This is a genomic window from Dactylosporangium fulvum (genome assembly GCF_025137375.1).
GTDB lineage: Bacteria > Actinomycetota > Actinomycetes > Mycobacteriales > Micromonosporaceae > Dactylosporangium > Dactylosporangium fulvum.
Genome location: NZ_CP073720.1, coordinates 1,014,021 through 1,036,288, shown reverse-complemented (window position 1 = coordinate 1,036,288; position 22,268 = coordinate 1,014,021). Strand labels below are relative to the sequence as shown.

Sequence of the window (22,268 nt, the reverse complement as noted above, 5' to 3'; positions counted from 1 at the left end):
GGGAAATAGGCCGTGCCGGTCTCGGTTTCGACCGGGGCCGGCACGGCCTCAACGGTTTTCTGACTCAGGCAAGGGAGACAAGGGGCGGATGCGCAACGGCGGTGCGGTGAAGGAATGGACGGCGTTCGGTACGACCATGCTCACGCTCGTGGGCACGCTGAACGTCTCACAGGGTCTGCTGGTGGGGTTCGCCAGCGGCGGGGTCGGCTTCAACCGCGATGATGTGGCATTCACCAGCGCCGGCACCTGGGCCGCCGCCACGGTGACGCTGGGCGTGCTCCTCGCGCTCACGGGCATCGCGCTACGCGCCCGCAAGAGCAGCGCGCGGTTCGCGGCGGTGAGCATCGTGGCGCTGCACACCATCTCACAGCTGGCCATGCTGCGGGCCTACCCGGCCTGGTCGCTGCTCATGATCACGCTGGACGTCATCATCATCTTCATCCTGACCGTGCCGCGCAACCGGGAGGCCGTCGACGAGTCCATGTCGGCGTCGGCCCCGGTGGCGAAACTGGCGCTGCGCCGGAACAGCCGGTCGGACGCATACCGGGCACGGCACAAGGCGGGCCGCCCGCTGGTGCGGCACAGCGCCGAGAACAGCGACATCATCCTGGTCGACCTGATGGTGGACCCGCACGCCGTGCCGTCGGAGACGGTCGACGCAGAGCTCGTCGAGCCCGACCTGAACACCCAGACGACCTGGGTGCGGGCGATCGGCCACGCGACGGTCCCGGTCCGGGTGGACGAGGACCCGGTGCAACGGGCCGCCTTCGATCCGCTGGTCGACCCGCTGCCGATGATCCTGGAGGAGCAGCCCGCAACGACGCGGGTGTCCACACTGGACGACGCTCCGGAGGAGCTGGCCGCGATCGGCGCCCGCCCGTACGTGGTGCGCTGACTCCCTGTTTCACCGCCGAACAGCGGCGGCGTCCATGATGGACGCCGCCGCTGTTGTTGTTTCGGCAGAGCCTCTCCTGGGCCGCTGCAAACCACGCGGGCCGTGGCGGTGGGCGCTGTCCGCACGGGGTGTTCCGGGCGAAGGGGGATGACCACAACATCCTCGGACGGGGCTCGTGCGGGCGGAAGCCACCAGCCCCAAGCGGGAAGCCCCGGCCGGAGAGCCCGGCCGAGCCCAGGAAACAGCAAAGCGCGGCAGGTCCGAAGACCGCCGCGCTCTGCGAAAAATCGACTTCTACAAGAGGTTCAGCTCGCGGGCGCGTTCGATCACCTCGCGGCGGCGACCCACGCCCAGCTTGCGGTAGATGTTCTTCATGTGGGTCTTCACCGTGTTCACCGAAACGTAGAGCATCGACGCTATCTCGCCTGCCGACAGCGTGCCCTGCAGGTATCGCAGCACGGCCAGCTCCCGCTCCGTGAGCGGCTCCGCCAGCTCGCCGGCGGCGGCCGCCGGACGGCCGAAGCCGTTGAGCTCGGTGGCGATGTCCTCGGCCAGGCCGCGGAAGCCGCTGCCGGCCGGCAGGTACGTCACGAGCAGCTCACGCACCGGCTGGCCACCCGCGACGAACGGCCAGCGGATCGACTCGTCGTCGGCGAACCGCAGCGCCTGCTCCAGCGCCCGGCCGGCCTTCGACCGATCGCCCAGGGCACGCAGGGCGCGGGCCGAGGTGAGGTTCGCGTCGACGGTCCAGACCAGCGAGCCCGTCGTGGGCTCGAGATAGGGCTGGACGGAGCCGAGGGCCGCCGCGGGGCGACGCTCCGCGAGGTGCGCCTTGGCCCGGACCACGCCGTGCCAAGGTGCGAGCATCTCGACCGGTTCGAGGTTCAGGAGGCGCTTCGCCGCCTCCACGTCGCCCGCCGACAACCGCAGCTCCGCCTCCGCAAGGGTCACGCAGTGCTGGAGCTTCGGGGTGTACCGCCAGTCGGCCAGTTGGCGGCGGATGGCGGCCAGTTCCGTGCACGCCGCGCGCGCGTCGCCCGCCGCGGCGCGGATGTGTGCACGGGACATGGTCGCCACCGCCACCAACGCAGGGTCGGCGAGGCCGCCTCCGTCGAGTGCACGGTCGAGGTAATGCTCGGCTGCACGCACCCGGGCTTGGAGGTAGCAGACCTCGGCGACGGTCAGCTGTGCCCATACGACGTCGCTGCCCTGGGTCTGGCCCTCGCGGTCGGCCAGAGCGAGCGTTTCCTTGCCGTAACGCATCGCGGCGGTGAGTCTGCCCCGTGCCGCGTTGAGTTGGGCGAGCTGTCGTAGAGCGGCCAGCTGCGACTGGACGCCGCCGCTGCGGCGGGCCAGGTTGAGCGATTCCTGCAGCGCGTGCTCGGCGGCCTGGAGGTCGCCCTGGATGAGCCGCGCACCGCCGACGGCGACGAGCGCCAGCGCCCGCATGCGCGCGGCGTCCTGGTCGTCGAGGCCGGTGTCCTCACGCAGGAGGAGCGGGGCGGTTGCCAGTACCAGCTCCGGTTTCTGGCTTTGATGTGCCTCCGCCATCCGGAAACTGTCGACGATCGGGCGCAGCTGCGCGCGGGCCGAGTCGACGAGGGTGTGCTGGGACCGGTCGACCAGGTGCAGGAAGGTCTCGGTACCCTGCGGGTCGCTGGCGTCGAGCCGTTCGGCCGCGAACGCCAGGGCCAGCTTCGGGTCGTTGCGGATCTCCTGCGGAGGCGGCGGCACCAGTTCCTTGATGGTGCGCAGCCGCGCGCCCGGCACCAGCTCCTGCCAGCTCTCGGCGAGCAGCTCGGCCGCCTGGCCCCAGTTGCGGGCGGCGAGCGCGTGCCGCAGCGCGTCGGCCGGCTGGTCGTGCGCGGCGAACCAGTCCGCGGCCCGCCGGTGCAGCTGGCGGACCTGCTCGGGCCGGCGGTGCCGTAGCTCGTCGTAGAGCATCAGCCCGAACAGCGGATGGCACCGGTACATCCCGGCGTTGCCGCTGCCCTGCACGACGAAGAGGTTCGAGTGCTCGAGCTGCGCGAGGATCCGCGCGCCGTCGACGCGGCCGGTCAGCGCCTCCACCAGTTCGGCGCTCACCTGGTCGAGGACCGACGTGCAGAGGACAACTTCGCGGACGTCCTCCGGCAGCGTGTCGAAGACCTCACCGACCAGGTACTCCCCCAGCGCCCGGTCCTGCAGCGCGAAGCGCGGGACGAGGCTGTCGGGCTCGGGATGACCCTGCACCGCCAGCGCGGCGAGGCGCAGGCCCGCGGCCCACCCTTTCATCACCGCGTGCAGCTCGACCAGGGCCGACTCCGCGAGCCGGACACCGTGCGCGACGAGCATCTGCGCCGTCTCGTCGAGCGTGAAGCCGAGCGGGCCGGTGCGCAGCTCGGACAGCGCGCCGCGGATGCGGAAGCGGTACAGCGTGAGCGCCGGATCGGTCCGGCACGCGATCACGAGACGCAGGCGGTCACCCGCCTGGGAAAGCAGCGTCTCGAGTTCACCCCAGACCCGCGGAACCGAGAGTTCCTGCAGGTCGTCGAGGATGAGCACCACCGGCGGACCGGGTCGGCGCAGCAGGGCGACGAGTTCCTCGAGCGCCCCGCCGTCACCGTCGACGGTGTCGGTCACCTGGTGCTCGGCGGTCGACGCGGAGACCGCCTCCAGCACGTGCTCCCAAAAGCGTGGGCCGTGGTGCGCCTCGACGGTCAACCACGCCAGCGGCCAGGGCACCCGACCCGCCGCCACCCACTCGGCCAGCAGTGTGGTCTTGCCCCACCCCGCCGGAGCTGAGATCAATGTCAAAGGCCCCGCTACGGCTCGATCGAGAGCGTCCAGCAGACGCGGTCGCGGCACGTGATAGCGGGGCGGCTCGGGCACTGCGAAATGCAGTGCGGGACGGGTGATGGTGTCAACGAGCGTTTTCTGCCCCAACGTATTTCGCCCCCTCCCACCCACCGCAGCACGGCGGATGACCACGGGATTGTGGGGCGACAAGAGGTGATGTCGCCTCACCCGTAGGGGGTGAACAAATGACGGTGCGTGGTCACCCCGCCTGGAGCGCCTGCCTACGCACGCATCGAAAACCCACGTGACAACTACCAGAATCAATGGCTTCAGGCTGTCGAGCTGCCGGCCGGAAGCGGTGGTCATAGCCGGTGGAGCAGAGGTACGAACCGCCCTTCACCACCCGGCTGGCGAACACGGCGGCACCCGCGGGCGTGTCGACACGCGGATTCTCCGCGACATCACCCACAGGGGTGAGTGGGTCGTCGCCGGCGTCGAACCGGGCGTTACCGGAGCGGTAGTAGTCCGAGGTCCACTCCCACACGTTGCCGACGACGTCGAAGAGGCCGTAGCCGTTGGCCGCGAACGCGCCGACCGGGCTGGTGCCGTGGCCATCCTCGGAGCGGTCGAGCCATGGGAAGATGCCCTGCCAGATGTTGGCGCGGCCGGCTTCCGGCTCGTCGCCCCACGGATAGGCGACGCCGTCCAGGCCGCCGCGCGCCGCGAACTCCCACTCGGCCTCGGTGGGAAGGTCCTTGCCGGCCCACTTGGCGTACGCGAGTGCGTCCTCGTAGGCGACGTGGACCACCGGGTGGGCGGACTTGCCGCGGATCGACGACTCGGGGCCGAACGGGTGGCGCCAGGAGGCGCCGGGCCGCAGTTCCCACCACACCCGCCAGTCGCGTAAGGGCACCGGACCGGGCGGCTGGACGAAGACCATCGAGCCCGGGGGGCCCTGGTCCGCGGGGCGCTCGGCGACGGTGCGGTATCCGGTTTCCTGCACGAAGAGGGCAAACTCCGCATTGGTCACCGAGTGCGAGTCGATCCAGAAGCCATCGACGGTGACCTTGCGCACCGGCGCCTCTTCCGGATAGAAGCCCTCGGCGCCCATGGCGAAGGTGCCGCCGGGGATCCAGGCCATCTCCACGACCGCATTGTGGCGGCGGCGTCGGGTGACCCGTCCTCACCCGGTCCGGGTGAGGACCCGCGCGATACGGCGTGCCGTGTGGCGTTCTCGCAGGTGGCGCGCTAAGTTCCAACATTTGTTCCGGACCCGGCCGGACACCTGTCGCAGCGCACTGCGACGCCGATGACCATGGTCAATCGGCTTTCACACCGGGCGGGTGATGTCCCGTCATCCGTGGCGGCCGAACCATCGCTTCCAAAAGCACCGGTTCGCATCCGTAAGGGAGGGAGGTCGCCACACGAGCTTCGCCGGATCCGGCCGCGGCGCCTCCTCTCTTGTCCGCCGCGGCCGGACGACGAACCCGCTCACCTGCCGCCCCCTTTCCCTGGTCGTCCTGACAGGTCCGCCGGTGTCCCGAAGGCCCGAAGAGGCCCGCCGGCATCCCCCGGAAGGAGCCGGCCCCGCAGAGGAGCCGGTGTCCCGCAGAGGAGAGGAAGGAACACAGAGGCCATGGCTGAGACCAGAACCACCAGGAACAGGACCATGTGGTTCGGCTGGGTGACCTTCGCCGCCGTGCTGCTCGTCGTGATCGGGCTCCTCAACGTCCTCGAAGGACTTGTCGCCCTGCTGCAGAACCAGGTGACGTTCATCGACGGCGGCAGTCTCGTCGTCGTCGACCTGACCGGGCTCGGCGTGGTCATGATCGTCTTTGGCGGGCTGCTCTTCGCGTCCGGCATAGGCCTGCTGGCCCGCAACAGCATCGCGCGGATCGTCGCCATCGTCGTTGTCGCGTTGCACGCCTTGGCGCAGATCGGCTCCCTCGGCGCGTACCCCGTCTGGTCGCTCCTCATGATCACGCTCGACGTGATCGTCCTGTTCGCGCTCACGGTGCACTGGGCGGACGCCCGCGAGCCCGAGCCGCAGCTGGCGGGCGGCACCCACCGGATGGACCGCGACACGCAGCCGCGGGCCGGGGGCTTCCCGGTGAACGCTCCGGCGGCCGGCCGTGGTGTCCCGGCGCACGCCGCACCGGAAGAGGCACCGGCCCCGCAGCAGGCACCCGGACACCAGGCACCGGCCCACGCGGCGCCGGAGCAGCCCGAGAGCGGCTACCAGCAGCAGTCCTACCAGCGGCAACCCATCCAGCCCGGGCCGATGCACGCCTCCATGCCGCCCGGCTCGATCCACCAGGGGACGGAACAACAGCCCCGCGGGACCGGGCAGCGCGGTCCGAACGCCGGCCCCTACGCGCCCGGCCAGCCGGGCTCGCCGACCCATGCCGCACCCACCTCCGGCTACGGCACCGGCGCCGTCTGACACGCCACACGGAAGATCGATGGTGGTCCAGATCCGCATGGGCGTGGGTGCCCCTGCGGGTCGGGATGCACCCGTTGCCGCCGCGAGCCGGGGCACCGCGTGCGGCAGGCGGCGCTCGGCCCCGACGGCGATCGCGTGAGCCCCGGACGAGTGCGAGGTCGCCGGCCACCCATGAGATCGGTCTCCGCAGCCGCCCCCACTCGGCTCGTGACAGCAGGGCCGGGTCGACGGCGTCCATGAGGCGCCGGTACACCTCTCCCGCGCTGTGCCTTGAGCACCGGACAGGATCGCGACCAGGCGGCGGTGGCGGCCCAGGACCAGCAGCGACCACCCAGAGTGCCCGCATGCCTTCCCCTGGCGCTTTCCATGACCGCATCGACCTTGTCGCCGGTGTCGTCTGCGTGCGGGAAGACCAGCCGGAACCGGGGTGCCACCAACCGCCGTGACCATGCGCATACACACGGGGGGGACACCCACGACAGATGGCGGGGACGCGAAAGGCGCCGACGCGGGCCTGGGAGCGCGCCGGCGCCGACGCGCCGTCTTCACGATGGTTCAGACGATCAGGATGCGGTGGTGCGAAAGGTCAGGTTGCGACTTGCGATGGGTGGGCGGCCTCCTCCGGATCAGCCGCCCACCCATCGGCTCCCGCCGCCCTCGCTGAAGGCCGACCGGTGCTCAGGACGCGGGCCAATTTCACCGCTGTCTCCTGGACCGTTGAGTACCCCCTGCTCAACGGCTTTCACCGAGCGACCCAGCTGGGTCGTCACGTCGGGGACCACCGACGACGTGACGCCCGCGGCTGGCGGGAACGGGCGGACCGCTGTGGACGGCGCAGCAGTCACCGTCAGATCCGCCCGCAGTTCGGGCTCGAGCACCGGCAGCGTCGCGGTCATGCGGCCCGCCGCCCAGTGGTCGTTCGCCTCGTCATGGCAAGAATCCTGCTGGCTGTCCGAGTGATGCGTCGTCACCCGGGCCGGGTGAAGAACCTGCACGCCGCTCCTCACAACCAGCACGCCGCAAGCCTTGTGCCGCAACGGAAAGAGGCGGGCCCGAGTCCATAGTGGACCCGGGCCCGGGGCGGGGCGGTCGCGTTCACGTCGACGACAGGTTGGACAGCTCCTTCTCCGCCAGCTCGACCTCCGCGACCAGCTTGGTGTGTTCCTCGGTCAGCGCGTCGAGCAGCCGGCGGGTCACGCGGAGGCTGTCGCCGCCGACCGACCGGGTGGTGGCGAGGAGGTTTTCGGCGGCCTCACGCTGGCGCTGCCGGCGGGCGTCCCACTGTGCCCGCCGGGCGGCCTCCGCGCGAGCCTCCTCGCTGCGCCGCTGCGCGAGCGCGGTCTGGAAGTCGCGCATCGCGTCCTCGGCGTGCCGGCGCGCGTCCGCCAGTAGCGCCTCTCCTGCGGTACGGGCCTGCTCCAGGTCCTGCTCCGCCTGGGTCCGCAGGGCGTTGGCCTCTTCCTCGGCCAGCTCGATCATCCGCTGGATCCGGCCGCCCACGGCCTTCGACTTCTCGTCGCCGCAGGTACACTGCTTGAGCTCCGTGTTGAGTCGCTCCACCCGCCCGGCGAGCTGCTGCTCGCGATATCGCGCCGAGGCCAGCTCCGTCTCCAGTGTCGTCAGGCGCATCTGCAAGGTGGCGATGTACCGGTCGACCTGGGCGCGATGGTAGCCCCGGAGGCTCAGCTCGAAGCCGTTCTCGGGGCGCAGCTCGATCTCGCCGACAAGCGCGCTCATCCTGGCTCATCCCCCTCCTCGGCCCGTTCTCGCAACGGGCGATAGCGGGAACGCTGCCGACCGGTGTGGTGACCGCGCGTCATCCGTTCCGGGTGAGCCTCCGGCGGGCGGCTCGCCGGTGCAACTGCGTCGATGGAACCCTTGCTACGCAAGGCAAATGGGCTGGTTCGTGCGGGAATACCACCCAGGGAGGGTGAGGCCCTCAGCGATCACGCGGTGCTTTGCTCGTCACGTTTGACCGGGAGGGCCGAAAGCAAGACCCGGGGCAGCGAAATCGGGGGGCACGGGTGGCACAAGCGTTGGTACAGCAGGATCGCCGTGGATTCGCACCGTCGTCGTTGGCGGTGCCGGATCTCCCGCCGGGGTATGTGATGCGGGATCGGGTCGTCGCACAGTTGGACGCCGCGGTGCGTGCGCCACTGACACTGGTGACCGCTCCCGCCGGATGGGGGAAGACGGCCGCGCTGGTCGCCTGGGCCCGCACCGCACGCCTCGGCGACGGCAACGAGGCTCCAGTGGTGCGATGGGTGACGTCCCATTCGGCGCACGGCGCCGACGTTCCGGGACAGTTGCTCGGCGCACTCTCGACACAGCCGGACGACGAACTGGACAAGACCGGCGAGTGGTACGAGGACGACCTGCTCAAGGCCGTCGACGCGCTAGATCGGCCGCACATCGTGGTCGTGGACGACGTCCGGGAGATCAGCGACCCGGAGGCCTTGACGGAGCTGGAGTCGCTGGTCCGGCACGGGATGGGCCAACTGCACCTGGTGCTGTCGTGCCGCCGCGACCCGGCACTGCCGCTGTACCGCTGGCGGGTCAACGGCTCGCTGACGGAGATGCGCACGAACGACCTGTCGCTGACCATCACGGAGACGGCACAACTGCTCGCGGCCCACGACGTGGTGCTGCCGGGCTCGACATTGTATGCACTGCACTCGATCACCGAGGGCTGGCCGGCCGGTGTACGGCTGGCCGCCATGGCGATGCGCGGCCACCCGGAGCCGGAGCGGGTGCTCGACGACGGCGGCGGGTTCAGCACGGCCGTCGGCGACTTCCTCACCGGCGAGGTCATCGACCCCTTGCCGGCGGACACCCGCGAGCTGCTGCTCGACACGGCGGTCGCGCCGCGCCTGAACGCCGGACTGGTCGAGGCGATCACCGGCCGCGACGACGGCGCCCGCGTGCTCGCGGAGCTGAAGGGGTCGAACGCGTTCCTGTCGCGCAACGCGGGCCCCGGTGGGTGGTACCGCTTCCATCCGCTCTTCGCCCGGACGCTGCACGCCGAACTGCTGCGCCGCAACCCGGAACGGGTACCGGAGCTGCACCGGCGGGCGGCCGCCTGGCACGCGACCTACGGCATCCCGGCCGAGGCCCTGCGTCACGCACTGCTCGCCGAGGACTGGCACGGCGCGGTCGAGGTGCTCGACCGGCACTGGCCGGACATCGTCGGCGGGGTCCGCTACGACCGGCCGCACGAGGCGGCGCCGCACGCGCCGGGTGTCGAGGAGGCGGCGGACCCGCACCTCGTGCTCGCGTTCGCGGCCGAGCGGCTCCGCGTCGGCGACCTCGACGGCGCCCGCGACTTCCTGCGCCGCAGCGACCGCGACGGCGGCAGCCCGATGCTGGCCGGCTTCGCGGCCGCCGAGGCGTGGCTCGCCGGCGATGCCCGGCGCACGCTGGCAGCGCTGCCGGACCTGCACCCGAACACCGACGAGGTGCGGGCCTTGGCGCTGCTCGACGAGGGCGAGGCCAGGCTGCGGCTCGGCGAGCTCGCCGCCGCGGGCGCACCGCTGCACGGCGCGCTGGTCCTCGCACAGCGTGCCGGGATGGCGCAGGCGCAGGTCTGCGCGGCCAGCCAGCTGGCCGTCCTGGAGTCGACCCGTGGCCGGCTGCGTGCCGCCGCGCGGCTTGGGCGCCAGGCGCTGGTGACCGCCGACCGCTTCGGCATCACCGACGCGACCGACCTCGGCTGGGTGCGGATGGCCCTCGCGAGCGTCTACGGCGAGTGGGACCGCATCGCGGAGGCCGACCGGCTGCTCGACGAAGGGCTCGACCTCGCCGCCGGCGACCCGGATCTGCTGGTGGCCATCGCGACGGTACGGGCGAGGCTGCGCCACGGCGCCGGACGCCTGGCCGCGGCGCTGGAGGTGCTGCACTCGGCGCGCCGCGAGCTCGGTGGCGCCCCGCTGGCGCCGGCCGTCGAGCGGGCACTCGCGCTGACCGAGGCCGAGCTGCGGATCAGCGGCGGCGACCTGGGCGCGGCGCGGCGGCTCGTCGCCACCGGCGGCGACCCCGACGTCTTCCCGGGCTGGGCTGCCTGTGTCGACGCGTCGGCGGCGCTCGTGGAGGGCAAGGCCGCAGCCGCCGCGTCGACCGCGGCGCAGTACGCGACGCCGTCCACGGACTCCGCGCTGACCTGGACGGTCCACGCCGCCATCCTGACGTCGCTCGCCGGCCGCGCGCTCGGCGACCGCAACCGGGTCCTGCGAGGGCTCGAGACGGCGCTGGACATCGCCGAGGAGGAGAGCTTCCGGCGTCCGTTCCTGGTCGGCGGGCACCCGGTGCGGGACCTGCTGGCGAACTTCGCCCCGCTCCTGCCGGTCTACCACCCGCTCGCCGCGGAACTGGCGGCCGGCTCGTCGCCGCTGGCCGGCGGCTCGCGGGGCGGTGGCGACGGGAACCTCGTCGAACCGCTGACCGAGCGGGAGCTGACCGTCCTGCGGTACCTGCAGGGCACCATGTCGAACCTGGAGATCGCGTCGACCCTCTACGTGTCGGTCAACACGGTCAAGACCCACGTCAAGAACATCTACCGCAAGCTGCACGCCGGCCGCCGGCGCGAAGCCGTCGAGCGCGCGCGGGAACTGCGGCTGTTGTGACCCGCGTGGCGCTGGTCCGGGTCGTCGATCCCGGCCCGGGCCCGGCGACCGCGGCCACTCATCGGTGCGTGTGGGGCGCGCTCGCCGCCACCGTCGCCTGGGTGGCGCTGCATGTCAGCGGCGTCGGCCACGCCCAGGCGGCGGCCGTCGCGGTGGGGCTGCTCACCGTGCTGCCGTGGCTGGGGCCACTGCTCGGCGTCCTGCTCGCGGCGGTGCTCGCCGCGACCGTCCAGCAGCCCTTCGCTCCGCTGTTCGGCCTGGCCACGGCCGCGTTCATGACCCTGGTCGGCGTCTCGGCCCAGCGCCTGCCCGGCTGGCTGGGCCCGCTGTCGATCCCGGCGCTCGCCGCGGCGGTGCTGTTCGGCGGCGCCCTGGCCGGCATCCTCGGCGCCCTGGTCGCGGTGGTGACCTCCAGCGCCCTGTCCACCCTCCTCCACCGTGTTGATCATGCAGTTGCGGTGCCCGATAAATACCGACATTCAGGGAGTGTCCCGGCACCACCGATACATGATCAACATGGTGGCGGGGCGTGGTGGGGGCCGTGATCGAGTACCTGCGGTCGCGGCGGATCGGAGTGCTGCGGCGCGGGGGTACCGCGATCGAGCGCGCACTCGGCGCCGTCGGCGACGAGACGATGCGCGCCCGCGGCGGCCCGTTCTGGCCCGCCGATCCGTGGGTCCACGTCCTGTACGGCGCCGGCCTCACCGCGGCCGCGATCGTCGCCCTGGCGATCAACTGGCTGGCGCCGCCGTCGTTCGCGCGGGGCCTGCTCGCCTCGATCGCGGCAACGATCTTCCTGGTGTCCGGATACGCCCTGGTCCGCGTGCCGACCCGGCGCGGCCGGGCGATGCGGCAGTTCCTCACCGACCCGCGCGACCGGGCCGCGTTCGAGACGGCCTCCGCCGACGCCGACCAGATCCGATTCACGTGGCCGGCCCTGGAGCGGCTCGGCGAGCCCACCGACCCGACCGAGATCCTGGAACGGGCGCTCTGGGACCTGGCCGAGGCCCTCTCCGAACGGGGCAAGCTGCGCACCGTCGACCGGACCCTGCGGCAGTCGGTCGGCGAGCCGATCGGCGCCGGCAGCCTGTTCACCGCGGTCACCGACCGGCAGGCGGAGATCACCCGGCGGCTGACCGAGGTCGACGCCGAGGTCCGGCGCCGCACCGGGCAGTTACGCCAGCTGGCCCAGCTGTGCCAGGAGTTCCTCGACCACCGGGCCGCGCAGAACCGGGCCCGGATGCGGGTGACCGCCGCCGACGCGCTCCTCGGCTCCATCGCCACCCGCCCGGACCGCGGCACCGAACCCGTCGGGACGCTCACCGAACGCACGGAGACCGTACTTGCCGCATATCGGGACCTGGCCGACGAATTCGAGTAGTACCGCGCCCCTCCGCTACCCTGCCCGGGTGCGTGCGGATTACCGGAAGTTGCTGATCGGAGTCGGCGCCGCCGCGGCGGCCGTCGGACTGTTCTTCGCCTATCTCCGGATGGCCCGCGCGTTTCCCATCAACGGCGACGGCGCCAGCAACGCGCTGCAGGCGTGGGACATGTTCCACGGCAACCCGCTGCTGCGCGGCTGGACGCTCTCCGACGTCTCGTTCTACTCGACCGAGCTGATCCAGTACGGGCTGGTCCAGTTCTTCACCGGCGTCACAGCCGACCAGGTGCACGTCACCGCCGCGATCACCTACGTGCTGATCATCTTCGTGGCCGCCGGGCTCGCGCGGGGCCGGGCCACCGGCCCGGAGGCCTGGCTGCGCGTCGGCGTGGTGCTCATGATCCTGCTCGTGCCGGTGCCGGGCACCGGCTACCAGACGCTGCTCTCCTCGCCGAACCACACCGGCACCGCGGTGCCGATGCTGCTGGCGTGGTGGGTCGCCGACCGCCTGCGCGACAAGCGGTGGATGCCCGCGATCGTGGCGGTGGTGCTGGCCTGGGGCGCCGTGGGCGATCCGATGGTCACGTTCGTGGGTGCGGTACCGCTGGTCCTCGTCTCCGCGGTGCGGGCGCTGCGCGCCCGGGGCGCGGACCGGGTCCAGGACCTGCTGCTGGTCGCCGCCGGCCTGGTGTCGGTCGTCCTGTCCCGCGGCGCGATGGCGCTGCTCAACCGGCTCGGCGGGTTCAACACGCCGCACCCGCCCATCGAACTGTCGCCGGTGTCCGAGTGGCCGCACCGGGCGTACATGACGGCCCGCATGCTCGGCGTCATCTTCGGCACCCACCGCCCGGGCTGGCACCCGCCGGCGCTGGAGCTCGCGCTGTCCGCGCTGCACGCGGTCGGGTTCCTGGTGGCGCTGGTCGCGGTGCTCGTGACGGCGCGGCGGATGGTGCGCGGGACCGCCGACCGGGTCGACTCGATCCTCGCCGTGGCGATCGCCTGCGACCTCGGCGCCGAGATCGTCTCCACCCTGTCCATCGATCTGATGGCGGCCCGCCAGATCTCCCCGGTGCTCCCGATGAGCGCCGTCCTGGCCGCGCGTGTGGTCGGGCCCTGGCTCGCCGCCGCCGAGCCGGCGAAGGCCCAGCGATGGGGGCGGCGGATCCTGGTCGGCGTCCTCGCCGCCCTGACCCTGAGCCTGGTCGCCTACGCGCCGCCGAAGGCCCCGGACTCGGAGGCCCAGGAGGTCGCCGACTTCCTGGAGCAGCGGCAGTTGCGGTACGGGATCGGCGCCTACTGGGCGTCGAACAACATCACCGTCACGACCGAGCGCAAGGTGACCGTGGCGCCGGTCACCGGCGGCGGCGATCGCCTGGTCCCGTTCTGCTGGCAGTCGAAGCGGAGCATGTACGACGCGAGCCACGACGCCCGCTTCGTGGTGCTCGAGCTGGACCGGCCCTTCTACGGCACGCCGGAACAGGCCACGGCTCAGTTCGGCCCGCCGGTCGAGCGCCACGACCTCGGCAAGTACGCGGTCCTGCTGTACGACGTCAATCTCCTGGCGAACTTTCCGCCACCCTGTTAGTGGCGCCATATCGATACGATTCACGGCGTGCGCAAGTTCGTCGTCTGGGGGGACAACGCACTCGCCCGGCGGCTCGTCGGCGAGCTGATCAACACGTACGGCGCGCAGGTCACCGTCATCGTGCCGGCGCTCACCGAGAACCAGGCGCCCGAGATCGCCGACATCCGGGCCGACGACGACCCGGCACACCGGCCGGTGCTCATCGCGGCCCGCAAGCTCACGACGGCCGTGTTCGAGGCGGCCGACCTGACCGACGCCGACGCCATCGCGTTTGTCGACGCCGACGACGTGGCCAACGTCGACGCGGCGCTCATCGCCCGCGAGGTCGACCCCGGCATCCGCGTGGTCCTACGGATGTTCAACACCGTGCTCGGCGCCGGTGTGGTGGAGCGGCTGGCCAACTGCGCGGTCCTGTCCGCGTCCGAGATCGCGGCACCGGCGTTCGTCGCCGCCGCGCTCGGCGACAACACCCCCACGTCCATCCAGCTGACCGACGGCCAGCGGCTGATGGCGATCGACCGGTCCGAGGCCAACCCGTCCGACATCCGGTGCGGCCTCGCGGTGACGGCCGAGGCGGAGAGCCTGCCCGCCGACGACGAGCGCGCCGATCTCGTGCTCGTGAGCACGTATGGGCAGACCGACATCACGCAGCGCCGCCGGCCCCGCCGGCACCCCCTGCGCGCGTCCCGGCTGCTGTTCAGCGGCGGCCTGCGCCGGGTGCTGCTGGTCACCGCCGGGATCCTCGCCGCCGGCACCGTCGCGGTGGCCACCGTGCGGGACGTGGGCGCTTGGCGGGCGCTCTACCTGACGGTGATGACCGCGCTCGGCGGCCCCGACACCGACCTGGACGGGTCGTCCCCCGCGCAGGCCGTCGAGTTGCTGCTCGTCGTCGCGGGCACGGCGGTCATCCCGGCGCTGACCGCGGCCGTCGTCGGCATCGTGGTCAAGGCCCGGCTCACGATCGCCGCCGGCGGCCTGACCGAGCCGGTCGAGGGTCACGTGGTCGTGGTGGGGCTGGGCAACATCGGCACGCGGGTGCTGCGCGAGCTGCACAACCTCGGCATCGGGGTGGTCGCCGTCGACCGCGACGAGCAGGCCCGCGGCGTGCAGGTGGCCCGCGACCTGGGCATCCCGCTGATCATCGGCAACGCCACCAACCCCGACACGCTGCGCGCGGCCTCCGTCGCGACCGCTCGCTGCCTGGTGGTCGTGACGACCGCCGACGTGACGAACCTGGAGGCGGCGCTGCTGGGCCGCGACCTCTGCCGCCGTGCGGACCCGGACCGGCAGCTGCGGGTGGTGCTGCGCCTGTTCGAGGAGGACTTCGCCCGACGGATCAAGACGGCGTTCGACATCAACCTGTCCCGCAGCGTCTCCTACCTGGCCGCCCCCGCGTTCGCCGCGTCGATGGTGGGCAGCGAGGTCATCGACACGATCCCGGTCGGCCGCCGGGTGCTGCTCGTCGCGGAGGTGCCGGTCGGCGCCGGCTCCCAGCTGGAGGGCCGGTACTTCCGCGAGGTCAGCGAGCCGGGCCTGGTCCGGCTGGTCGCTGTGCAGACCGGGCGGCAGGGTATGGGCGTCGGCGTGCAGACGTTCTGGGCACCGGAACAGAACCGCTGGCGGACGCTCGACCGCACGCAGACGATGATCGTCGTCGCTACCCGTGCCGGCCTCGTCGGGCTGCTCAAACGCGCCGCCGGGGTCGACGATCCGCCGCCGTTCCACTCGCCGTCGGCGCCCCCGCTGCTCACCCCGCACCCCCGCGGCGGGTGACGCACTCAGGCCGGACCGTGCGCTCGACCGGTGAGCGCCTCGTCGACCGTGGCGCGGCCGCGGGCGAGCGCGTCCACCCGGCGCAGGGCGTCCGGGAGGCGGTGTGGGCCGGCCATCCCGGCGACGATCGCGGCGGCCCGGTCCACCGGGAGGCCGGCGGCGGTGACCAAGAGCGGTCGCTCGGCGCCGCCGCGGCGGACCTCGATCGCGTGCGTCGCGCTCCGGAACGCCGTCTTGGCCACGCCGATGATCGGGATGCCGGTCTCGGCGTGGACGTGCGCGCCCAACCCGGGCCGGCCGTGCGGGTCCAGGTCGACGTAGCCGTCGACGACCAGCAGGTCGAGCGGCGCGGTGCCGGCGAGGACGGCGTGGACGGCCGGCAGCTCGCGCTTGTAGAAGCTGCCCGGCTCGTACGGCGCCACCTCGTCCAGCCGGTGGACGCGCTCCTCGATGAGGGTCGAGAAGGCCGGGGAGTCGGCGACGACCAGGGCCGCCGTGGCACCGCCCTCGTCCGGGTAGTGCACGTCGACTGCCCCGCTGCGTGTCATCCGACGAGTGTCGCAGCCTCCGCCAAAACCCTCGTCAGGCTCCGACGCCGTGGCGCATGGGGCGCGGCAGCGTCGATGCCAGCGCCGCCACGGCGTCGACCGTCTCCGCCGCCTGGCCCGCTGTGCCGAACGGGGCCGTGAGCAGGCAGATCAGCCAGTTGCGGTGCACGCTGAAGTTCCAGTCGCCGCGGGCCGCGACAGCCGTCACGATCTGGCGGTTCAGCAGGTGGGTCGCGGTGCCGGGGGTCGGCGCGTCGACCCGGAACCACTCGTCGAACGCGGTCACGCCGCTGCGCCAGGCCCCGACGGGGAGCAGGCCGCTCGGGCGGCGGATGATCCGCACCGGGCCGCCGTAGACCGCGGGGAGCTGCGAGACCACCAGCCCGCCGCCGGGGTAGCGGCTCAGGTCCAGCCCGTCCACGCTGATCGTGGTGTCGCCGACGAACACCGGAAGGCCGCCGGCCAGGCCACCGTACGACCAGGTGATGCCGGTACGGGCAGCGGCGTCCGGGTTCCCGCCGAGGTGGTAGGCCGCCCAGAGCCACCGGATCTCCCGCGTCACGTCCGCGGGCGGTCCGGCGGGCTGGTAGCGCAGGGTCTCGTCGATGCTGGGCAGCGACCGCCAGCCGCGGCGGAACGCGAGGTCGGCCATGCCGGCGGGCTCCACCGGCGGCCCTGGCGCGGCACGACGGGGCGGCCGGCGCATCAGCAGCACCGCCGCCACGATCACCAGGGTCCCGCCCGCGGAGGCGAGCACGATATACGTCACCAGAGCACCTCCGGCTTCGCCAAGCGCACCCTAGGGGCGCCGTGCGGCCACCGGATGTACCGCACACGAACAGCAGACGAGCACCGTCTCGCAGCAGGCCGAGGCGGCCACCCCTGTCCATCCGGCGCGGGGGGGTGCTTGCTCTGACATCGACGATGTTGTACCTTTTGAGCATCGCTTAACTTTCTTTACAGTTAGCGCGCACCGCCCCGAGACTTCCGCCGGGCCGTCGCCGAAGGTCAGTCGGCGGCGGCCCGGCGGACACATGGCGATGCGACTGCGGCAGGCGCTCTTCGCCGCCGACGCCGACCCGGTGGAACCCTCAGCACGACCGCCCGTGCGCCGAATAGCACGGATGAGGAGGTCCCGTCATGAGGATCACGGTCGCCCGGAAGCTCACGGGGCTCATCCTGCTGGCCGCCATCGGCATCGCCGCGACCGGCGCGGTGCTCGGCCTGCTGCTCGTCAGCCTCGGCGACCGGTTCACCGAGGTCGCCGAGCGGGACCATCCGTCGATACGGGCGGCGCTGGAGATGGAGCTCGCCAAGACCGGCCAGGCCGACGACCTCGGCAGCTATATCGCGAGTGGCGACGAGCGGTTCGTGCAGGAGTGGCACGACGACCACGCCGAGTTCGTGCGGTGGCTCGACCGGTACCGCGCCCTGGACAACACCGCCGAGGAACGGGCCGTGCTCGACGACGTGGCGGCGGCCGACAGCCGGTACCAGAGCGAGGGACAGCAGGTCATCGCGCTGATGGCGAGCGGGCGCACCGCCGAGGCGAACATCCGCTCCAACGAGGTGCTCGGCCCGCTCGAGGATCGGATCTTCGCTGGGCTGACCAAGCTGGAGGACCGCAACACGGCCACGATCGACGCGGCGACCGCCGACGGGGAGCGCCAGGTCTCCCGGGGCACGGTACTGGCGGTGGCGATCCCGGCGGCCGTCATCCTGCTGGTCGCGGCCGTCGCCGCCGTCATCGTCCGGGGCATCGTCCGGCCGTTGCGCTCGGCGGTCGGCGCGCTGACCCGAGTCGCCGCGGGCGACCTCACCGGCACCGTCGCGGTGCGCGGCCGGGACGAGCTCGCCGAGATGGGCCGCGCACTGAACGAGGCGACGTCGGCGATGCGCGACACGGTCACCGCGCTCAGCTCGACGGCGACGACGCTGACCGACACCGCGGGCGCGCTGTCACGCACCGCCGAGGACACCGCGAGCGGTGCCGCCGACTCCAACCTCCAGGCGCAGACCACGGCCTCCGCGGCGGAGCAGATCTCGGCCGGGGTCAACACCGTGGCAACGGCGTCGGAGGAGATGACCGCGGCGATCGGCGAGATCTCGCAGAACGCGACCCGCGCGGCGCAGGTCGCCACCAGCGCCGTCGACACCGCGGCGCAGACGTCGAGCACGGTGCGGCTGCTGGGCACGGCGTCGGGCGAGATCGCCGAGGTGCTCAAGACCATCAGCAGCATCGCCGCGCAGACCAACCTCCTGGCGCTCAACGCGACGATCGAGGCGGCCCGCGCCGGCGAAGCCGGCAAGGGGTTCGCGGTCGTCGCCGGAGAGGTCAAGGATCTCGCGCAGGAGACGGCCCGGGCGACCGAGGACATCGGCCACCGCATCGCGGCGATCCGCACCCACACGGGCGCGACGACGGAGGCGATCGGCCGGATCACGGCGATCATCGACGAGATCAACGACTACCAGAACACGATCGCCTCGGCCGTCGAGGAGCAGACCGCGACCACGGCGGAGATCAACCGGTCGGTGGCCGAGACCGCGACCGGCACGCAGGTGATCGCGAGCAACATCACGCACCTGGCGACAACCGCGCAGGCGGTGACCGAGGCCGCGGCCGCGTCGAACCGCGCCGCCGAGGAGCTGACCGCCGTAGCCGGCCGCCTCCGCGGCCTGGTCGGCCGATTCAGCGTGTAATCCGCGGCGCCCTCAGTGGCCCGGGCGGCAGCAGCGGGCCCTGGCGAACAGCTCCTGCATCCGCTCCCCCGCCTGCTCTGCCCGGTCGAGGGGAGCCGGGAACGGGAGCTGTACGTCCCGCGCGCGGCTCGCGAACTCCAGCCGCAGCACCACACCGAACCGGTCCAGGCGAACCGGCAGGATCCGGTGGACGCCGTGCAGGTGATGCGGCGGCACCAGGCGGGACAACCGCTCGACCGCGTCGGGGTGGGCGGTCGCCAGGTGACACAGCATGTCGGCCTCGGCCTCGGCGAGCGGGTCGGGCCGGGCGGCGGCGAACTCGTCCGCCTCGACGTCGACCTCGTCCCCGCCGAAGCCGCGCTCCAGCAGCGTGGCCGAGCCCAGCTCCATGACGGCGAGCAGCTCGCCGGCCTCGGTGGCCGTCGGGGTCAGCCAGCCGGAGAAGGTCGCCCGGGCCCGCACCCGGCTCACGCCGGCGTACACCCGGACCGGCGTAGCGATCAGATCCGTCAGCTCGATGGCCGCGGCGAGATCAGGCTCAGCCCGTACCAGATGCGCCACATGACTCTCGTCCGGCAGCTCCAGGACGATCCGGCCGGCGCGGTCGACCCGGTGGCGGCCGACGAGATCGCACCGGTGACCGGGCACGTTCAGGGTCAGCGACGACGCGGCGGTCAGCAGGGAGCGCAGGCGCTCTGCTGCGGTGGGGAGCTTGATCACGGGCATCCAATCTCCTAAGGTTAGGCTTACCTTACTAGGAAGGCGGTCGAGAATGAACCAGTCACGACCCAAGGTTCGGCGGGCCCGCGCACTCGGCATCCCACTGACGCCCAAGTCGGTGAAGTACTTCGAACGCCGCCCGTTCCCACCGGGCCAGCACGGCCGAGCCCGGCCGAAGGTGAGCGACTACAAGGTCAGGCTGATGGAGAAGCAACGGCTCAGGGCGCAGTACAACCTGCGGGAGAACCAGATGCGGGCCGCGTTCGACCGGGCCGTCCGGCGCCCCGGGAAGACCGGCGAAGAGCTGATCGTCGACCTGGAGACGCGCCTCGACGCGCTGGTGCTGCGCGCCGGCTTCGCCCGCACGATCTACCAGGCCCGGCAGATCGTCACCCACCAGCACGTCGTCGTCAACGGCAAGCGGGTCGACCGGCCCTCGGCGCGCCTGCGGCCCGGTGACGTGATCGAGGTCGCCGAGCGCAGCCGGCAGAAGACGCCGTTCGTGATCGCCGCCGCCGGCGCGCACGCGGGCGAGCGCACCGCGCCGTACCTGGACGTGAACCTGGATGGCCTCAGCGCCCGGCTGATCCGGATGCCGGTGCGCCATGAGGTGCCGGTACTCTGCGACGAGCAGCTCGTCGTGGAGTTCTACAGCCGGTAACTTCCGCGATTCCCCGCCGTCGCGGAGGAGGTCGAGGACGTCGCCTCGCGCCCCGGGTGCCGGCGGCACCGGGCCGGTTCCTGCGCGGCAAGACCTGCCTCTACACCAACACCCCCGACGCGCACCCGATCGGCCTGTTCGACCCGGCGCGACTCATCTGATCTGTCCCTTGACCTGGAGCGCACTCCAGGTGGCAGGTTGGTGGCCATGACGAATGACGCAAGCGTGACCCGCCCGCTCGGCCGCAGTGGCATCGAGGTCAGTGCCCTCGGGATCGGCTGCTGGGCGATCGGCGGTCCGTTCTGGGCCGGCGACCAGCCGTTCGGCTGGGGTGAGGTCGACGACGACGAGTCGATCCGGGCGATCCGCCGGGCGCTGGACCTCGGCGTCACCTTCTTCGACACCGCCAACGTCTACGGCGCCGGTCATAGCGAGGTCGTGCTGGCCGAGGCGCTCGCCGGCCACCGCGACGAGGCCGTCATCGCGACGAAGTTCGGCTCCACCTTCGACGAGAGCACCCGCCAGGTCGGCCCGAACGACGGCTCGCCCGAGGGGCTCAAGCGGGCCGTGCGGGAGTCGCTGCGCCGCCTGAACACCGACCGGATCGACCTCTACCAGCTGCACATCAACGACCTGCCGATCCCGCAGGCGCTCGATCTGATCCCGGTGCTGGAGGATCTGGTCGATCAGGGGCTGATCAGGGCGTACGGCTGGAGCACCGACTTCCCGGAGCGCGCGACCGCGTTCGCCGAGGCGGGTGTCCACTGCACCGCGATCCAGGCGGACCTGTCCGTGCTGCGGGGCTCGTTCGCGGTGCTGCCCGTCGCCGACCGCTTCGACCTCGGGGTGATCATCCGGGGGCCGCTGGCCATGGGCCTGCTCAGCGGCAAGTACACCGCCGACTCCAAGCTCCCCGCCGACGACGTGCGCGGCTGGACCCCGGAGTGGATGACCTACTTCGCGGACGGCCGGCCGACGCCGGAGTTCCTGGACCGCATCGCCGCCATCCGCGAGGTCCTCACGTCCGGCGGCCGGACCCTGGCCCAGGGTGCGCTGGCCTGGCTGTGGGCCTACAGCCCCCGGACGGTCCCGATCCCCGGCTGCCGCACGGTCGCCCAGGTCGAGGAGAACGCGGGCGCGCTGGCCCACGGACCGCTGACCGGATCCCAGCTCGCCGAGGTCGAGAAGCTGATGGATCGCGCCTGATCAGCCCAGGCCGGGCAGGGTCTGGCGGTCGCTCTCGGCGGCCGCCAGACGGGCCCGCAGCCGCTCGACACCCTCGCTCATCCCGCAATTTGACCATCGGAGCGCAACTGCCCGTAGGCTCGTCGTCGTGACCGGGCGACTGATGGCGATCAGTGACCTCCATGTCGGGTATGCCGAGAACCGGGCCCTGGTCGAGCAATTACGCCCCACCCACGACGACGACTGGCTGATCGTCGCCGGGGACGTCGCGGAGCAGTTCGCCGACGTCATGTGGGCACTGCGGACGCTGCGCGAGCGGTTCGCGACGGTGATCTGGGCGCCCGGCAACCACGAGCTGTGGACGCCGCGGAACGATCCGGAGCAGGCCCGCGGCCAGGCGCGCTACGACCTGCTGGTGGCGGCCTGTCGGGACCTCGACATCCGCACGCCGGAGGACCCCTACCCGGTGTGGGAGGGGCCGGGCGGCCCGGTGATCGTGGCGCCGCTCTTCGTGCTGTACGACTACTCGTTCTGGCCCGCCGGCGCCACGTCGACCACCGAGGCGCTGGAGATCGCGCGCGCCGCCGGCATCGTGGGCACCGATGAGGTGCTGCTGCACCCCGACCCGTTCGAGGGGCGTGACGCCTGGTGCCGAGCCCGCGTCGCCGCCACCGAGCCGCGCCTGCGCGCCGCCGCCGACGAGTTGCCGACGGTGCTGGTCAACCACTTCCCGCTGGTCCGCCAGCCGACCGATGTGTTGTGGTACCCCGAGTTCGCGCTCTGGTGCGGGACCACGCTCACGGCCGACTGGCACACCAGGTTCCGCGCCGCCGCCGTCGTCTACGGCCACCTGCACATCCCGCGCACGACCTGGCACGACGGGGTGCGCTTCGAGGAGGTGTCCGTCGGATATCCGCGCGAGTGGGGCAAGCGCTCGACCCCGCCCGCGCAGCTGCGGCAGGTGTTGCGGTGAGCGG

At 72.2% G+C, this 22,268-nt stretch carries 18 protein-coding genes; 11 read left to right on the top strand and 7 right to left on the bottom strand.

The genetic code is table 11. The annotated features are described in order from the left end of the window. Positions 1 to 88: 88 nt before the first annotated feature. On the top strand, positions 89 to 895 hold the full coding sequence (locus Dfulv_RS04845; protein ID WP_259861406.1) for a DUF7144 family membrane protein: 807 nt from the start codon (positions 89 to 91) through the stop codon (positions 893 to 895). Positions 896 to 1,189: 294 nt separating this feature from the next. Here the strand turns inward: Dfulv_RS04845 and Dfulv_RS04840 are convergent, their stop codons facing one another. Together Dfulv_RS04840 and Dfulv_RS04835 are read right to left on the bottom strand one after the other, a co-directional pair. Beyond that, entirely contained in the window at positions 1,190 to 3,685 is a 2,496-nt protein-coding gene (locus tag Dfulv_RS04840; RefSeq protein WP_259861405.1) for a LuxR C-terminal-related transcriptional regulator, read from the bottom strand. A gap of 247 nt (positions 3,686 to 3,932) precedes the next feature. Then, positions 3,933 to 4,814, bottom strand: a complete 882-nt coding sequence (locus Dfulv_RS04835; protein ID WP_259867422.1) for a formylglycine-generating enzyme family protein — start codon at positions 4,812 to 4,814, stop codon at positions 3,933 to 3,935. Positions 4,815 to 5,309: 495 nt separating this feature from the next. Between Dfulv_RS04835 and Dfulv_RS04830 the strand changes: the two genes are divergently transcribed. After that, complete coding sequence (locus tag Dfulv_RS04830; RefSeq protein ID WP_259861404.1) at positions 5,310 to 6,116, top strand: DUF7144 family membrane protein; 807 nt, start codon at positions 5,310 to 5,312, stop codon at positions 6,114 to 6,116. A gap of 626 nt (positions 6,117 to 6,742) precedes the next feature. Here Dfulv_RS04830 and Dfulv_RS04825 read toward each other — a convergent pair. Both Dfulv_RS04825 and Dfulv_RS04820 read right to left on the bottom strand, forming a co-directional pair. Then, on the bottom strand, positions 6,743 to 7,132 hold the full coding sequence (locus tag Dfulv_RS04825; RefSeq protein ID WP_259861403.1) for a hypothetical protein: 390 nt from the start codon (positions 7,130 to 7,132) through the stop codon (positions 6,743 to 6,745). Between the two features lie 79 nt (positions 7,133 to 7,211). Continuing rightward, positions 7,212 to 7,853: a DivIVA domain-containing protein gene (locus Dfulv_RS04820; RefSeq protein WP_259861401.1), complete on the bottom strand. Its 642-nt coding sequence runs from the start codon at positions 7,851 to 7,853 to the stop codon at positions 7,212 to 7,214. A gap of 407 nt (positions 7,854 to 8,260) precedes the next feature. Here Dfulv_RS04820 and Dfulv_RS04815 point away from each other — a divergent pair, with 407 nt between their 5' ends. The 5 genes from Dfulv_RS04815 to Dfulv_RS04795 are packed head-to-tail and all read left to right on the top strand — an operon-like array spanning position 8,261 to position 15,474. Next, complete coding sequence (locus tag Dfulv_RS04815) at positions 8,261 to 10,735, top strand: LuxR C-terminal-related transcriptional regulator (RefSeq protein WP_259861400.1); 2,475 nt, start codon at positions 8,261 to 8,263, stop codon at positions 10,733 to 10,735. 5 nt (positions 10,736 to 10,740) lie between these two features. Beyond that, positions 10,741 to 11,280, top strand: a complete 540-nt coding sequence (locus Dfulv_RS04810; protein WP_259861399.1) for an AI-2E family transporter — start codon at positions 10,741 to 10,743, stop codon at positions 11,278 to 11,280. After that, positions 11,277 to 12,116: a hypothetical protein gene (locus tag Dfulv_RS04805; RefSeq protein WP_259861398.1), complete on the top strand. Its 840-nt coding sequence runs from the start codon at positions 11,277 to 11,279 to the stop codon at positions 12,114 to 12,116. The genes Dfulv_RS04810 and Dfulv_RS04805 overlap by 4 nt, the downstream gene beginning before the upstream one ends. A gap of 28 nt (positions 12,117 to 12,144) precedes the next feature. Beyond that, positions 12,145 to 13,701, top strand: coding sequence for a hypothetical protein (locus Dfulv_RS04800; RefSeq protein WP_259861397.1), 1,557 nt, complete (start codon positions 12,145 to 12,147; stop codon positions 13,699 to 13,701). 27 nt (positions 13,702 to 13,728) lie between these two features. Then, positions 13,729 to 15,474, top strand: a complete 1,746-nt coding sequence (locus tag Dfulv_RS04795; protein ID WP_259861396.1) for a potassium channel protein — start codon at positions 13,729 to 13,731, stop codon at positions 15,472 to 15,474. Between the two features lie 5 nt (positions 15,475 to 15,479). Here Dfulv_RS04795 and Dfulv_RS04790 read toward each other — a convergent pair whose 3' ends face one another. Together Dfulv_RS04790 and Dfulv_RS04785 are read right to left on the bottom strand one after the other, a co-directional pair. Further along, positions 15,480 to 16,022 carry an endonuclease V gene (locus Dfulv_RS04790; RefSeq protein ID WP_259861395.1) on the bottom strand — a complete coding sequence of 181 codons (543 nt, stop codon included), beginning with the start codon at positions 16,020 to 16,022 and terminating at the stop codon, positions 15,480 to 15,482. A gap of 34 nt (positions 16,023 to 16,056) precedes the next feature. Then, positions 16,057 to 16,791 (bottom strand): hypothetical protein, encoded by a 735-nt coding sequence (locus Dfulv_RS04785; protein WP_259861394.1) that lies wholly within the window; start codon positions 16,789 to 16,791, stop codon positions 16,057 to 16,059. 371 nt (positions 16,792 to 17,162) lie between these two features. Between Dfulv_RS04785 and Dfulv_RS04780 the strand changes: the two genes are divergently transcribed. Continuing rightward, complete coding sequence (locus Dfulv_RS04780) at positions 17,163 to 18,725, top strand: methyl-accepting chemotaxis protein (protein WP_259861393.1); 1,563 nt, start codon at positions 17,163 to 17,165, stop codon at positions 18,723 to 18,725. A 12-nt stretch (positions 18,726 to 18,737) separates the two neighbouring features. Here Dfulv_RS04780 and Dfulv_RS04775 read toward each other — a convergent pair whose 3' ends face one another. After that, on the bottom strand, positions 18,738 to 19,451 hold the full coding sequence (locus Dfulv_RS04775) for a DUF2470 domain-containing protein (RefSeq protein WP_259861391.1): 714 nt from the start codon (positions 19,449 to 19,451) through the stop codon (positions 18,738 to 18,740). A 46-nt stretch (positions 19,452 to 19,497) separates the two neighbouring features. Between Dfulv_RS04775 and rpsD the strand changes: the two genes are divergently transcribed. The 3 genes from rpsD (at position 19,498) to Dfulv_RS04760 (ending at position 22,264) form a co-directional block, all read left to right on the top strand. Continuing rightward, on the top strand, positions 19,498 to 20,106 hold the full coding sequence (gene rpsD, locus Dfulv_RS04770; RefSeq protein ID WP_259861390.1) for a 30S ribosomal protein S4: 609 nt from the start codon (positions 19,498 to 19,500) through the stop codon (positions 20,104 to 20,106). Between the two features lie 207 nt (positions 20,107 to 20,313). Further along, a complete protein-coding gene (locus Dfulv_RS04765) occupies positions 20,314 to 21,312 on the top strand; it encodes an aldo/keto reductase (RefSeq protein ID WP_259861389.1) in 999 nt (332 codons plus the stop codon). A 142-nt stretch (positions 21,313 to 21,454) separates the two neighbouring features. Beyond that, a complete protein-coding gene (locus tag Dfulv_RS04760; protein ID WP_406567992.1) occupies positions 21,455 to 22,264 on the top strand; it encodes a metallophosphoesterase family protein in 810 nt (269 codons plus the stop codon). Positions 22,265 to 22,268: the final 4 nt, after the last annotated feature.